The sequence below is a fragment of the Streptomyces sp. NPDC091272 genome (assembly GCF_044757485.1).
Lineage (GTDB): Bacteria > Actinomycetota > Actinomycetes > Streptomycetales > Streptomycetaceae > Streptomyces.
Window position 1 is genome coordinate 242,236 of the sequence record NZ_JBIVVC010000009.1, and the last position, 14,355, is coordinate 256,590.

Consider the following 14,355-nt stretch of genomic DNA (forward strand, 5'->3'; position numbering starts at 1 on the left):
ACGTACCAGAGACGTACAAGGAGCGGTCACAGTGCAGCGCTGGCGCGGCTTGGAGGACATCCCCCAGGACTGGGGACGCAGCGTCGTCACCATCGGCTCCTACGACGGCGTGCACCGAGGGCATCAGCTGATCATCGGACGGGCGGTGGAGCGGGCCCGTGAGCTGGGCGTGCCGTCGGTCGTGGTGACCTTCGACCCGCACCCCAGCGAGGTCGTCCGCCCCGGCAGCCACCCGCCGCTGCTCGCACCGTACGACCGGCGCGCCGAGCTGATGGCGGAACTGGGCGTGGACGCGCTGCTGATCCTGCCGTTCACCGTGGAGTTCTCGAAGCTCTCGCCCGCCGAGTTCGTGGTGAAGGTGCTGGTCGACAAGTTGCACGCACGGCTCGTCGTGGAGGGGCCGAACTTCAGGTTCGGGCACAAGGCCGCGGGGAACGTCACCTTCCTCGCCGAGCTGGGCCCGACGTACGACTACGGCGTCGAGGTCGTCGACCTGTTCGTGAGCGGCACGGCCGGCGGCGGCGAACCGTTCTCCTCCACCCTCACCCGGCGCCTCGTCGCAGAGGGCGACATGACCGGCGCCGCCGAGATCCTGGGCCGTCCGCACCGCGTGGAGGGCGTGGTCGTACGCGGCGAGCAGCGCGGCCGCGAGCTGGGCTACCCGACGGCCAACGTGGAGACCCTGCCGCACACCGCGATCCCCGCCGACGGGGTGTACGCGGGCTGGCTGACCGCCGACGGCGAGCGGATGCCCGCGGCGATCTCGGTGGGCACCAACCCGCAGTTCGAGGGCAAGAAGCGGACGGTGGAGGCGTATGCCATCGACCGGGTGGGTCTGGATCTGTACGGGCTGCACGTGGCCGTGGAATTCCTGGCGTACGTGCGTGGGATGGCGAAGTTCGAGTCGATCGACGCGCTGCTCGAAGCGATCGCGGACGACGTGAAGCAGTCGCGGTCCCTGACCGCGGACGCGGACGCGTAGGTAGAAGGGGGCCGGTGGCGAACACCGGCCTGGGAGGGATCCGGTGGCGAACACCGGCCTGGGAGGGATCCGGTGGCGCACCGACCCGGGAGGGGCCGGTGGTGAACACCGGCCCCTCCCGCGCACTCAGCCCGTGTGCACCTCAAGTGCCGTGCGCACCGCGGACTCCAGCGCCCCCTCGATCCAGGCCGGTTTGACCGACGTGTGGCAGCCCGCGAAGTGCAGTCTGCCCTCGGCCGCCGGGATGTCGGGGAACAGCTCCGTGTGCTGGCCGGGCAGCAGCACGGACGCCTCCCCGTACGCATACGGGTCCCGCATCCACGACTGCGTCCTGCCGACCCCCGTGTAGAACACCTCGATCCGCTGCCCGTACACGTCCTGCACCCCGCCCAGCGCCCGCGGGTAGCGCTCCTCGTCGTCGAAGGAGTCCCACTTCAAAGCGTCGTCCGCCCAGCTGTAAGAGGCCAGCAGCACTCCGCCCGCGCTGCCCGGCACCGGGTGCGAAGGCTCGAACATGAACCGGTTGGGGTTGTCGGACATCGACCCGCCGCCGATCACCTGCGCCGCCTCCGGCTGGTCGGGCATGTTCGCCCGGTGCGCCGCGTAGTGCACCCGCTGGCTCTGCGAGATGTGCCCCTTCGGCACGGAGGGGTGCGCACCGAGCAGCGAGCCGTCCGCGGGCGCCCCGCCGCGCCGGTAGGCCTCGTACAGACCGGGTCGGACCGCCTCCAGCTCACGCTTCCAGTCCGCCTCGGAGAATTCCCACCAGCGGCGCGAGAATTCGAGCAGCACCTTGGTCGCCGAGTCGTAGTGCACCTCGGTGACCGTGCGCCGCTTCCGGTACGAGAGGGCGGGCGTGAAGGTGACGTGGCGCAGCCCGCTGAACGGCACGGTGAGGATCACCTCGTCGCCGCGGAAGGTCTCCCGCACCACCTCCGCGCCGTCCCGGCCCTCCGAGACGGTGTGCACGCTGACACCCCGCCCGCCGTGCTCGACCCGCACCGCGCGCCGGTCGAGCCGTACCGCCTCGCGCACATGGGCGTAGAGCGCGTCGGCGAACGTCGCGGTGCCGCCGGGCAGTTCGTAGAACGCGGTGTCCGGGCTGATCAGCGCCGCCGACAGGAAGCTGTGCAGGAAGGCGAGGTGCAGCCGGGACGTCATGTTCTCGACCGTGCCGATCAGGTCGATCGTCGCGTCGTCGAGCCCCGCCTCCTCGGTCAGGTACCGGTACATCGACCAGTGGCCGTACCTCTCCAGCACCGTCGCCCAGCCCTCGACCAGCTCCTCGCCGCTCCTGCCGTCGATCAGCTCACGGGCGGGCGCGAGCGCGGCGCGCACGATGTCCGCCGCGGGCACGTTCTCGTACTGCGCGGGGACGCCGAAGGACCGGTTCACCTCGCGGGGGTCGGCGCGGTAGTCGGCCCGGCGCGCCCGGACGCCGTTGACCAGGATCCAGGTGCGCAGCGCGGGCTTGCCCGAGGCGTCCACGTCGGTGAGGTGGAAGCGGCGCCGCCGCAGCCCGAGGGAGTCCATCAGCCCGGTGACCAGGGGATGACTGCCGGGGATGCGCATCGCGCCGGCCTCGGCGTACTGCTGGGGGTCGGCGAAGGGCTGGGCGGCCTGTTCGTGGCCGCCGGTGCGGAAGGTCTTGATCCGGCCGCCCACCCGGTTGCCGTTCGCCTCGATGACGGTGACCTTGTGCCCGGCCTGGAGGAGGAGGTGTGCAGCGGTCATCCCGGCCGGTCCCGCGCCGACGACCAGCACCTTCTTGGGGGCGCGGCGGCTGCGCGGCAGGCCGTCGCCGAACAGGATCCGACCGTAGCCGGGGACCAGGGGCTGGTTGTCGCCGTCGAGTACGAGGATGGCGCGGGCCACCGCGAGGCAGACGTCACGGGGCGCGCCGCCCCCTTCGGCGGCCCGGCCGGCCCGGGTGGGCCGCGGCGCGGGCAAGGAGGGCGGGGTTGCGGGAGCGGCGAGCGCGGTGCCGGGCAGCGCGACGGCTGCGGCGCCGGTCGCGGCGATGACCGTACGCCGCGAAGGCCGTGCGTTTTCAGGGGCTTCGTAAGGGGTGGGTGTCATTTGGCCTACGTTCGGGCCCGGCGGGTCCCACGGGGACGGAAACACTCGAACGAGGGGATCGGTTCACCCGTTCCGCCCAGCGCCCGGAGGCGCTCTCCACATGCGGAAGCGGGGCGGCTGCGGCAACGTGGTCAGCGATCCGTACCCGCGGCGAAGCGGTCGGAGATCCGTACCCCTGTGAAAGGCAGAACCCGTGACTGACAACGAGAGCACTTTCGACAAGCTCAAGGGCAAGGCCAAGGAGATGGGCGGCAAGGCCACCGGCAACGACCGGCTGGAGGCCGAGGGCAAGGCCGACCAGGCCAAGGGCAAGGCCCAGGAGATGGGCAACAAGGCCAAGGACAAGGCCGAGGGCATCAAGGACTCGTTCAGCCGCGGGGACGACGACAAGCGCTGACGCCCCGCGTGCGGTGACGGAGCGGGCCCGGGTGCACCCGGGCCCGCTCCGGCGTTCCGCGCCCGCCCCCTACGGGGCCCGCTCCGGCGCTCTGCCGGGAATGGGCTACGGCTGCTCGGTGGCCGTCGCCCAGTGGCAGGCGACCTGCGCGGTGTCGCTCCCCGCGGGCAGTACCGGCAGCGCTTCGGTCCTGCACCTGTCCGCCACCCCCGCCGCTTCGGCCCGGCCGGATGCGAGTACCTGGCAGCGGGCGTGGAAGCGGCAGCCGGACGGGATGCGGGACGGGTCCGGCGGCTCGCCGGTGAGGACGACGGGCGCCCCCGCCGCCTCCGGAAGAACCGACAACAGCGCCTGGGTGTAGGGGTGTCGCGGCGAGGTCAGGACGTCCTCGACCGGTCCGCTCTCCACGATCCGGCCCAGGTACATGACCGCCACCCGGTCCGCGATGTTCCAGGCCAGGCCGAGGTCGTGAGTGACGACGAGGGCCGACAGGCCCAGTTCGTCGCGGAGTTGCAGGAGCAGCGCGAGGATCTCACCGCGCACCGACGCGTCGAGGGAGGCCACCGGCTCGTCGGCGACGATGAGTTCGGGACCCAGCACCAGCGCCCCCGCGATCACGACGCGCTGGCGCTGGCCGCCGGAGAGCTCGTGCGGGTAACGCAGGAAGAACCGCTCGGGCGGGCGCAGGCCGGCCCGGGACAGTGCCTCGGCGACGGCGGCGCGCTCGTCCCCGTCGAAGCCGTGGATACGCAGACCCTCGGCGACGGCGTCGTACACGGTGTGCCGGGGGTTGAGCGAACCGCTGGGGTCCTGGAGGACGAGCTGGACGCGCTTGCGGTACGCCTTGAGCGCGCGCGAGCGGTAGTCGAGGGCGGCCCCCCCGAAGGCGACCTCGCCTGAGGTCGGCCTGGCGAGACCCAGCAGGGTGCGGGCCAGGGTGGTCTTGCCGCAGCCCGACTCGCCGACCAGGGCGAGGATCTCGCCGGGCGCCAGCGCGAGGTCGACGCCGTCCACCGCCCGGGCGGGAGGGGCGCCGCGGCGGCCGGGGAAGGTGAGGCGCAGGTCGCGGGCCAGGAGGAGGGGCGCGGCGGGCGCGGTGGAGGCTTCGGCGGTGGTCATGGACGCTCGGTCCCTTCCTCGGGGCGGGCAGGGGCCGCGGTCGGGGGCGGGGCAGGAGGGATGTCCCCGCCCGGGGACTGGGCAGGGGGCACGACATCGCCCGCGGACCGGGCAGGAGGCATGACCCCGCCCGGGGGCTGGGCAGGGGGCACGACCTCGCCCGGGGGCGTGGTCCGGTCGGCGGCCGGGGGCCCGGGCGGGGCGGTGGTCCCCACCGGCCCGGGCGGGGCGGTGGTCCCCACGTGCACGCATGCCGCCCGGTGGGACGGCCCCGCGGCCCGCAGCGGCTGGTCGTCCGTGGTGCAGGAGGCCAGTGACACCGCGCACCGGGGATGGAACGTGCAGCCGGACGGCAGACCTGCCGGGTCCGGCGGGTCACCGGGCAGTCCGCGCGGCGCCCGCCGGGACGCCAGGTCGCCGACGCGGGGGAAGGCGGCGGACAGGGCGCGCCCGTAGGGGTGCTGGGCCCGGGTGAGGACGTCCCCCGCCGGGCCCTCCTCCACCACCCGCCCGGCGTACATCACGGCCAGCCGGTCGCAGGTGTCCGCGAGCACCGCGAGGTCGTGGCTGATCATCAGCAAGGAGATGTTCTGGTCGGCCACCAACCGCTCGATCAGGCGCAGGATCTGGGCCTGGATCATGACGTCGAGCGCGGTCGTCGGCTCGTCGGCGACGATCAGGTGCGGGTCGCAGGCCAGTGACATGGCGATCATCACGCGCTGGCGCTGACCGCCGGAGAGCTCGTGCGGATACGCGTCCGCGCGGGCGGCGGGCAACCCGACCTGTTCGAGGAGCGCACCCGCGCGCCTGCGGGCCGCGGCCGGGGTGGCCTGCCGGTGGGTCAGAACGGGTTCGGCGATCTGGTCACCGATGCGGTGCACCGCGTTGAGCGAGTGCATCGCCCCCTGGAAGACGATCGAGGCGCCCGCCCAGCGGACCGCCCGCAGCCGGCCCCACTTCATGGTGAGGACGTCCTCACCGTCCAGCAGGATCTCCCCGGTCAGCTTCGCGCTCGCCGGCAGCAGCCGCAGCAGCGCCAGCGCGAGGGTCGACTTGCCGCAGCCGGACTCGCCGGCGACACCGAGCTTCTGCCCGGCCGCGAGGGTGAGGTCAACGCCCCGTACCGCATGGACGTCCTGGCCGTAGGTGACGTGCAGGTTCCGCAGTTCCAGCACCGGTGCCGTGGTCGGCGTGCCCGGGGAGCCGGGCGGTTTCACGGTCTTCAACGGGACGCCCCCAGCTTCGGGTTGAGCACGGACTCCACGGCCCGGCCGCACAACGTGAACGCGAGGGCGACCAGGGCGATGGCGAGGCCGGGCGGCGCCAGGTACCACCAGTGGCCCGAGGACACCGCGCCCGCCTCCCGTGCGTCCTGGAGCATTCCGCCCCACGAGACCACGTCGGGGTCCCCGAGGCCGAGGAACGCGAGCGTGGCCTCGGTGAGGATCGCGCTGGAGATGCCGAGGGTGGTCTGGGCGAGCACGAGCGGCATGACGTTGGGCAGCACGTGCCGGGTCATGACATGGCCGTGGCCGCCGCCGAGCGCCCTGGCACGTTCGATGTACGGGCGGGACTCGACGGCGAGGGTCTGCGCCCGCACCAGCCGGGCGGTCGTCGGCCAGGAGGTGACGCCGATCGCCAGCACCACCGTCCAGATGCTGTGCGAGAGCACGGTCGCCAGGACGATCGCCAGCACCAGGGACGGCATCACCAGGAACCAGTCGGTGACCCGCATCATGACGGTGGCGAACCAGCCGCCGAAGTGCCCCGCGAGGATCCCGACCAGGGTGCCGATGGCGACGGACAGGGCCGCCGCCATCAGCCCGACGGCCAGCGAGACCCGCGCCCCGTACAGCAGCAGCCCGAGCAGGGAGCGGCCGAACTGGTCGGTGCCGAGGGGGAACCGGCCGCTCGGGGATTCGAGGGCGTCGCCGGGTGCGTTCGTCACGTTCTGCACGTCGGAGCCGACGAGGAGCGGGGCGGCCAGGGCGAGCACCGCGATCAGGGCGAGCCCGGCCAGGCCGATCAGCCCGGCGCGCCCGGCCCGGTACTGCTTCCAGAACCGGGCGGCGGACTCGCGCCGGCGGGTTCGCGCGAGGGACTTCGCCGTGGCGGTGCGTACGGGCGTGGCTTCGGTTTCGGCGGTCATCGGCCCACCCGGGGATCGAGCAGCGGATACAGCAGGTCGGCGAGCAGGTTCATCAGGATCATCGCCCCCGCGAAGACCACGAACAGCCCCTGTACGAGCGGCAGGTCGGGCACGCTGAGGGCCTGGTAGAAGAGGCCGCCGAGGCCGGGCCAGGAGAAGACCGTCTCGACGAGGATGGAACCGGCAGCCACATGGCCCAGGTTGATGAAGATCATGGTGACGGTCGGCAGCAGGGCGTTCGGCACGGCGTGCCTGCGGCGTACGAGCGAGTCCCGCAGGCCCTTCGCGCGCGCGGTCGTCAGGTAGTCGCTGCCCATCTCGTCGAGCAGTGAGGAGCGCATCACCAGGAGCGTCTGCGCGTAACCGACCGCGACCAGGGTGAGGACGGGCAGCACCATGTGGTGGGCGACGTCCAGGACGTGGGCGAACCCCGTCTCTTCGCCCGACTCCATGCCGCCGGTCGGGAACATGCCAGGGATCGGCCCGACGCCCACCGAGAACACGATGATCAGCAGCAGCCCGAGCCAGAACGCCGGGATCGACCAGAGGGTGAGCGCCACGCCGGTGTTCAGCCGGTCACCGAGCCCGCCGTGCCGCCATGCGGAGCGGGTACCCAGCCACAGCCCGAGCGCCGAGTAGACCAGGACCGCGACACCGGTCAGCAGCAGCGTCGCTGGGAACTTCTCCGCGACGAGCTCACCGACGGGCGCGTGGAACTGGTAGGAGGTGCCGAGGTCTCCCGAGAGCGCCTTGCCGCAGTAGTCGGTGAACTGCTGCCACATCGGCTGGTCGAGGCCGAACTGCCTGCGCAGTGCCGCCAGTTGTTCCTCGGTGACCTGGCGGCCGTGCGTCATCTTCCGTACTGGGTCGCCGGGGATGATCCGGAACAGGAAGAAGCTGGTGACCAGCACCGCGAAGAGCGAGACGGCGGCGCCACCCAGCTTCCCCGCGACGAACAGCAGATAGGCGGTCCTCGGCCCTGCGGCGCGCGCGAGGGCGCGGCGCGGCGGCCCGGACCTCACCGGGCCGCCGTCGGGCTCCCGCACCACGGCGGGGGTGCTTGCGGTGCTCATGGTGGGGTGGGGTCCTCCGGATTGTTCGCGGAACTCGGTGGCTTCGCCGCGGCCGTCGAAGGCCCGCTATTCGCGGTCCTCGGCGGTGGAGCGGCGGCGCACGGCGGTGACGACGGCGATACCGGCCACCATCAGGACGCCGATGCCGAAGACGATCCAGACGGCGGGCGAGCTGCCGCCGTCCTCCCCCTCGGAGCCTGCGGTGGCCGCCACGGGCTCCGCCGACCACCAGCTCCAATATCCGTCCTGGCCCCAGATGTTGCCCGCCTGCTGCGGCATCGTCAGGATGGACTTGATCTGGTCGGTGCGGTAGGCCTCCACCGCGTTCGGGTAGACCATCACGTTCATGAACCCGGTGTCGTACAGCCGCGACTGCATCCGCTTGACGAGGTCGGCGCGCTTGGCCTTGTCGTACTCGACGGTCTGCTTGCCGTAGAGGTCGTCGAACTGCTTGTCGCAGATGAAGTTGTCGGTCTGGCCGCTGACGTCGGGCGAGCTGGGCAGTACGCCGCAGGTGTGGATCGACAGGACGTAGTCGGGGTCGGGGTTGACCGAGTACCCGTCGAAGGCCAGGTCGTAATTGCCCTTCTGCCAGGGGTCGGTGACATCGTCGAGGCACTCGACCTTCAGACCGACGCCGAGCTCTCCCCACCACTCCTGGAGGTACTTGCCGATCGCCTTGTCATTGGGGTCGATGGCGTGGCACAGGATGCGGAAGTCGAGCGGCTTGCCGTCCTTGCCGACGCGCTTGCCGGCCGCGTTCTTCTTGTAACCGGCGTCGTCGAGGGTCTTGGCGGCCGCTGCCGGATCGTAATTGATCTTCTGCTGGGCGGTCGGCTGCCAGTGGTAGTCGGCGAAGCGCGGCGGGATGTAGCCCTGCCCCTCGACGGCGTGCCCCTGGTAGACCTTGTCGACGATCGTCTTGCGGTCGACGGCCTGGAAAAGCGCCTTGCGGACGGCCGGATCGAGCAGCGCGGGGTGCCCGTCGCCGAACTTCCGCCCGGACTTGTCCTTGGCGCCCGGGTTGGTGGCCAGGGCGAAGAAGCGGCGGCCCGGCGCGTCGTTCACCTTGATGTCCGGCTCGGACTTGAGGGACGCGGCCTGCGCGGGGGTCAGGTTCTGTACGAAGCCGACCTCACCGCGGCGCAGGGCGGCGACCGCCGCGTCACCGTCCTTGTAGTACTTCAGGGTCAGCTCCTCGAACTTCGGGGCGCCGCGCCAGAAGTCCTTGTTGGCCTTGAGCTTCACGTACTGGTCGGTCTTGTACTCGGTGATGATGTACGGCCCGTTGCCGACGATCGGGAACTTGTCGTCGTTGTTGAACTTCGAGAAGTCGCCGACCTTCTCCCAGATGTGCTGGGGCACGATCGGCACGTCCAGCGCCGTCATCGTCGCCTGCGGCTTCTTCAGCTCGACGACGAGGGTCTCGGGGTCGGGCGCGGTGACCTTCTTGAAGTTGGCGGTGAAGCTGCCGTTGGCGGTGGCGGCGCCCTCGTCCGTCATCATCTTGTTGAAGGTCCACGCCGCGTCCTTGGCGGTCGCCTGCTGCCCGTCGGACCACTTGGAGTTCTTGCGGATCTTGTACGTCCACGTGAGCTTGTCCGGGGAGGACTTCCACTCGGTGGCGAGGGCGGGGACGGTGTGCGCGTCCTTGACGTCGTAGTTCGTCAGATAGTCGTAGACGAGGCGCAGCAGGGTCGTGCTGGAGAGCCGGGTGGCCAGGAACGGGCTGAGTGAGTCGACGCTCTGGGCGATGGCGACGGTGAGGTTCTGGCCGTCGGCCGCGGCCCGGGTCCCCAGCTGGTTCTTGACCTGGGACACGGGCGCGGCCTGGGCCGCCGAGGCGGCCGGACTCAGCGGGCTGGCGGCGCCGGCCAGCAGGGCGAAGGCCGCGGCGCCGGTCGCAAACAGACGGCGCGCGGGGCGGCGGCGCGTGCGGCGACTGCGGGCTCGGGGGGTGGAGCCGTCGACGGAACCGCCGACGGAACCGCTGACGGAACCGTCGACGGATCTGCCGGCGGCGCTGTAGCCGGCGCCGTTCGTGGGGCCGTTCGTAGTGCCCTGTGTGTCCATGGACAGAGACCTCGCGTCGTCACTTGCGCGTCACTTGCTCGTACGTGCCCGGGAAGCGGGTGGATCATGGGCCGGGCAGAGTGGTGTGGCGAAGGTCTACCAGCGCCCTTCCGGACATGTCAACGGCAGGCAGGCGCACCGCCATCGGGCCGTCAAGTGCCGTTTGCGCTGCGGGAATACGTGACGGGCTGGCGGGGCGCACGTGTTCGAGCACGCGCGAAGGGCCCGCCCCGCGGCCATGTCACGGGGACATGGAACTCACGGAACGGGCCCTCATTGGTCTCGACCTCTGAAGCCCTACTGCTAGGGGGCTGGCGGGGCCGAAGGAGGCTGCTGCGGCGGCCAGTTGGCGGGGGGCAGGGGGGCGGCCTGGGGTGGCGCCTGCGGATCCTCGGGAGGAGCGGACTGGACCACTGGTTGGCCGGGCAGGGGCTGCGCCTGGTGCTGTGCTTGGGGTTGTCCGGTGAACTGAACTTGCGAGAAGGCGGGTTGGCCCGGGATGCCGTGGGTGGGTGCGGGTGCGGGTGCGGGTGCGGCATGCCCGTGGGGGGCCGGAGCCGGAGCCGTTGCGGGCGGTTGCTGGGGCCAGCCGCCGGGGGACTGGGGCGGCTGGGGCTGCGGGTAGGGCTGAGGTTGGCCCTGAACGGGGGCCGGTCCCTGGCCATGCCCCTGCTGCTCGTGTGCCGGACCCTGCGGGTGGGGCAATTGGCCTGGCTGCGCCGCCGGTTCGCCAGGCTGGGGCTGCTGCCAGGGTGCGCCGGGCTGCCCGCCCTGGTGAGGCTGTTGGGGCGCGTACGGCTGACCGGGGCCACCTTGAGGTGCGGCGGGGGAGCCTGGGTGCTGCGGGGCGTACTGGAATCCGGGCTGACCCTGTTGGCCGGGGTGGCCGGGCTGCTGGCCGGGATGGCCGGGATGGCTCTGCTGGCCGGGCTGGTCTTGCTGGCCGGGGTGGCCGGGCTGGCCTTGCTGGCCATGCTGCTGGGGTGCGTACGGCTGTTGGTACTGCCCGGGAGTGTGCGGCTGTCCGGGGAACTGCTGCCCGGGTGCGTGCTGCTGACCGGGGATCTGCTGCCCGGGGACGTGCTGCCCCGGGAACTGACCTGGCCCCTGGTGCTGGCCCTGGGCCGGTCCCTGAGCCTGCCCCTGGCCCGGACCCTGTCCGTGGCCCGGCATCGGCGGAGCCTGGTGCGGCGGCGGGTTGCCGTTCGCCGTCCACAGACCCTGCACCTGCTGTGCCCGTACGAAGTCCTCCGCGACCAGCGACGAGAGGTGGAAGTACGCCTCCCGCGTCTTGGGCCGCATCATGTCGAGGTCGACCTCCGCGCCCGCCGACAGGTGCTCGTCGAACGGCACCACGACCACGCCCCGGCAGCGCGTCTCGAAGTGCTGCACGATGTCGTCGACCTTCACCATCTTGCCGGTCTCGCGCACGCCGGAGATGACGGTCAGCGAACGCTGCACCAACTCCGCGTACCCGTGTGCCGACAGCCAGTCCAGCGTCGTCGAGGCACTGCTCGCGCCGTCCACCGAGGGCGTCGAGATGATGATCAACTGGTCGGCGAGGTCGAGCACCCCGCGCATCGCGCTGTAGAGCAGCCCGGTGCCTGAGTCGGTGAGGATGATCGGGTACTGCTTGCCGAGCACGTCGATCGCGCGCCGGTAGTCCTCGTCGTTGAAGGCCGTGGAGACGGCCGGGTCGACGTCGTTGGCGATGATCTCCAGGCCGGACGGCGCCTGCGAGGTGAACCGCCGGATGTCCATGTAGCTGTTGAGGTACGGGATCGCCTGCACGAGGTCGCGGATCGTCGCCCCGGTCTCGCGCCGTACGCGGCGGCCGAGCGTACCGGCGTCCGGGTTGGCGTCGATGGCCAGGATCTTGTCCTGCCGCTCGGTGGCGAGGGTCGCGCCGAGGGCGGTCGTCGTCGTGGTCTTGCCGACGCCGCCCTTGAGGGAGATCACGGCGATGCGGTAGCAGGACAGGACGGGGGTCCGGATGAGTTCGAGCTTGCGCAGCCGCTCGGCCTCCTCCTTCTTCCCGCCGAACTTGAAACGGGACCCGGCGGACGGGTTGCGGCTGCTCTTGGGCTTCTGCTTGTTGTTGCGCAGCAGCCGCTCGGAGGACAGCTCGACGGCGGCGGTGTACCCGAGGGGAGCCCCGGGGTGCGAGGCCTGCCGCTGGTCGTGCGTGACGGGAGAGGGCCAGGCCGCGCCGGACCGGGGATCGACGGGGGCGGCGGGCGCGGCGGGAGCTTCCGGCTGGGGCTGTGCGTGCGGCTGCGGCTGCGGTTGGGGTTGGGGCTGTGCGTGCGCCTGTGCCTGTGCCTGCGCCTGTGCCTGTGCCTGCGGTTGTGCGTGCGGCTGCGGTTGTGCCTGGGGGTACTGGTGCTGCTGCGGTACGGGCTGGTGGGCCGGGCCGTCGGGAGCGGGGGGCGCGGGGGGCGCGGAGTGCGCGGTGGGCTGCGGGAATCCGTAACCGCCGTCCTGGGGGAGCTCGGGAGCCGAAGGCTGCGGTGCCGGTGGTGCCGGAGCCGGTGCCGGCGTCGGGAGCGGTGCCGCGGCGGGCTGCGGGAATCCGTAACCCGGCTGCTGCGGGACGGCGTGGCCGGTCTGAGCTGCCTGGGGCTGGGGCTGCGGCTGCGGCTGCGGCGGAAAACCGTAGCCGTTCTGCGGGGCGGGTGCCGAGTCCTGCGGGAATCCGGGGGAGCCCTGCGCCTGCTGGCCGGAACTCTCGCTCGACGGCGCGGGCGCGGACCAGGGTGCCGACGGGGCCACGGGCTGCGCGGGCCACTGCGGGGCGGTCGAGGGCGCGGCGGGCTGGAAGGAAGGTGGCAGCGGCGGCAGGCTGCCCTGCGCAGGTGCCGGGGGAGCCCAGGACTGGGGCGCAGGTGCGGCGGCACCGGCGGGCGGGGTGTCTTGGGGCTCGTCGGCAGGGGAGGCGGCCGGCGTGTCCGAGGGGTTGTCCTCGGGGACGGCGTCGCTCAGGGTGCCGGTGTCAGTGACGGGCGAATCGTTGCGGAAGTCGCCAGGGACGGAATCGTTCGGCGCATACCCCTCCGCCCCGAAGTTGTCCTGCGCGAAGCTGCTCGGTACGGAGTCGCTGGGCTCGTCCTCGTCACGGCCTGGGGCCGCGTCCGCTGCCGTGTCGACGGTGGCGTCGGGGTCTCCGATAGTTGATGGAACGTCAAAAGCGTTGCTGGCGACGCTCGTTGCGGTGCTGGGGGCGGCGACATCGACATCGGGCGCAGCCGCGTCAATTGCGGCATCGTCAGCAGTGACAGCGGCAGGAGTGTCGTCGGACACGGATGCCGTCGCGAGCACGTCCCCGTCCTTGTCCGCGCCGGTGATGTGGGGCTCCGCGCCCGGCTGCGTATCGGACCCACTTGCAGATCCACTTCCGGATCCACTTCCGGTTCCGGCCGCCGACGCGTCCTGCGCCGCAGGGCCGTCGCCCGTGCCGCCGTATGCCCCGGCGTCAGTCCCCGTCCCGGCGGCGTCCGCAGCCGCGGCAGCTTCCTCGGCCGCCGCGAGTGCCGCGAACTCCCGCTTCAGCGCGGCGGGGGAGAAGCGCATGGTCGCCCCGCTCTCCAGATCCCCGCCCCCGAACGCCCCCGGCTCCTCACCCCGAACGTCGAAGTCAGCCGCAGCAGGCGCCGTCGGCTCGCCAGGTGCCGCCGGCACCACAGGTGAAGCCCCCGCAGTCTCCGGAGCCCCCGCAGTCTCCGAAGCCCCCACAGTCTCCGGAGCCCCCGCAGTCCCAGCAACCTCAGAAGCGCCCGGAGCGTCCGGAGCCCCCGAGTCCCCAGGGTGGCCCTCCGCACCGGCCGCGGTGCCCGAGGCGCCCGGAGAGCCCGCGTTCTGCGTGTACCAAGCCGGCGGCGTGTAGTCGATCGTGAACTCGCCCGTCTGGTCGGCCTCCGCGTCCGGCGACTCATCGGCGGGCGCGCTGACGGGCACGTTCCAGCCCTCGCGGATGTCGTCCCGCTCGCTGTTCACATTGCCTCCTGCTGTGGTCGAGCACCCTGGTGCCGTGCGTGGTGGGTGGGGTGACCGCTTCCGTCGTCCGATCCGCTCGGCGCTTCCCCGTGTTCTGCCGGGGCGGCCGGCGCACCCTGCCTGCTGCTCGCAGGCCCGCCTGTCGCGCCCGTGCGTCAGCCTAGTCGTCAGCAGTGCCCGTACGGCAGGCCTGCTCACCCGACGAACCGGGCCTCGGGGGACACTTGACGCCCACAAGTGACCTCGCGGCGCCACTCCGTAACGGCCAAAACGGTCACAACTCGACATCTCCGTACGGAATGCGAGCGACCCGTCCCGCCGACCGCACGCTTGCCAACAATCAGGTGTCACCAGCTGTGGCATGTGTCATGGCAGCACGCACAGACTCTGCACAAGCAGACTCCGCGCACAGCTGCGTCGATGCTCGCCGATGCCCACTTCCCCCGCCCCCCCGTACCCCCGTCCCCGTACCCCCACAGCGAAAAGCGGC

Annotated in this window: 9 protein-coding genes; 2 read left to right on the forward strand and 7 right to left on the reverse strand. The window is 71.9% G+C overall.

The genetic code is table 11. The features are described from left to right. The first annotated feature begins 31 nt into the window (after nt 1-31). The gene (locus tag ACIQM4_RS24880) at nt 32-982 is read left to right on the forward strand and encodes a bifunctional riboflavin kinase/FAD synthetase (RefSeq protein ID WP_401595543.1); all 951 of its coding nucleotides are present in this window, start codon (nt 32-34) and stop codon (nt 980-982) included. 126 nt (nt 983-1,108) lie between these two features. Here ACIQM4_RS24880 and ACIQM4_RS24885 read toward each other — a convergent pair whose 3' ends face one another. Next, a complete protein-coding gene (locus ACIQM4_RS24885; RefSeq protein WP_401595546.1) occupies nt 1,109-3,061 on the reverse strand; it encodes a flavin monoamine oxidase family protein in 1,953 nt (650 codons plus the stop codon). Between the two features lie 193 nt (nt 3,062-3,254). Between ACIQM4_RS24885 and ACIQM4_RS24890 the strand changes: the two genes are divergently transcribed. Next, complete coding sequence (locus tag ACIQM4_RS24890) at nt 3,255-3,458, forward strand: CsbD family protein (RefSeq protein ID WP_401595549.1); 204 nt, start codon at nt 3,255-3,257, stop codon at nt 3,456-3,458. Nucleotides 3,459-3,563: 105 nt separating this feature from the next. Here the strand turns inward: ACIQM4_RS24890 and ACIQM4_RS24895 are convergent, their stop codons facing one another. The 6 genes from ACIQM4_RS24895 to ACIQM4_RS24920 form a co-directional block, all read right to left on the reverse strand. After that, on the reverse strand, nt 3,564-4,577 hold the full coding sequence (locus ACIQM4_RS24895; protein WP_401595552.1) for an oligopeptide/dipeptide ABC transporter ATP-binding protein: 1,014 nt from the start codon (nt 4,575-4,577) through the stop codon (nt 3,564-3,566). Next, complete coding sequence (locus ACIQM4_RS24900; protein WP_401595691.1) at nt 4,574-5,794, reverse strand: oligopeptide/dipeptide ABC transporter ATP-binding protein; 1,221 nt, start codon at nt 5,792-5,794, stop codon at nt 4,574-4,576. The genes ACIQM4_RS24895 and ACIQM4_RS24900 overlap by 4 nt, the downstream gene beginning before the upstream one ends. A 5-nt stretch (nt 5,795-5,799) precedes the next feature. Then, nucleotides 5,800-6,726: an ABC transporter permease gene (locus ACIQM4_RS24905; protein ID WP_401595554.1), complete on the reverse strand. Its 927-nt coding sequence runs from the start codon at nt 6,724-6,726 to the stop codon at nt 5,800-5,802. Next, on the reverse strand, nt 6,723-7,799 hold the full coding sequence (locus ACIQM4_RS24910; protein WP_401595557.1) for an ABC transporter permease: 1,077 nt from the start codon (nt 7,797-7,799) through the stop codon (nt 6,723-6,725). Before ACIQM4_RS24910 ends, ACIQM4_RS24905 begins: the two co-directional genes overlap by 4 nt. A gap of 66 nt (nt 7,800-7,865) precedes the next feature. After that, nucleotides 7,866-9,872, reverse strand: coding sequence for an ABC transporter substrate-binding protein (locus ACIQM4_RS24915; protein ID WP_401595560.1), 2,007 nt, complete (start codon nt 9,870-9,872; stop codon nt 7,866-7,868). Nucleotides 9,873-10,175: 303 nt separating this feature from the next. After that, nucleotides 10,176-13,865, reverse strand: coding sequence for an SCO5717 family growth-regulating ATPase (locus ACIQM4_RS24920; RefSeq protein WP_401595563.1), 3,690 nt, complete (start codon nt 13,863-13,865; stop codon nt 10,176-10,178). Nucleotides 13,866-14,355: the final 490 nt, after the last annotated feature.

Bases quoted from the DNA above. Each gene is read 5' to 3' on its own strand.
- ACIQM4_RS24885 (WP_401595546.1), bottom strand. From the start codon at position 3,061: ATGACACCCACCCCTTACGAAGCCCCTGAAAACGCACGGCCTTCGCGG.
- ACIQM4_RS24895 (WP_401595552.1), bottom strand. From the start codon at position 4,577: ATGACCACCGCCGAAGCCTCCACCGCGCCCGCCGCGCCCCTCCTCCTG.
- ACIQM4_RS24905 (WP_401595554.1), bottom strand. From the start codon at position 6,726: ATGACCGCCGAAACCGAAGCCACGCCCGTACGCACCGCCACGGCGAAG.
- ACIQM4_RS24910 (WP_401595557.1), bottom strand. From the start codon at position 7,799: ATGAGCACCGCAAGCACCCCCGCCGTGGTGCGGGAGCCCGACGGCGGC.
- ACIQM4_RS24915 (WP_401595560.1), bottom strand. From the start codon at position 9,872: ATGGACACACAGGGCACTACGAACGGCCCCACGAACGGCGCCGGCTAC.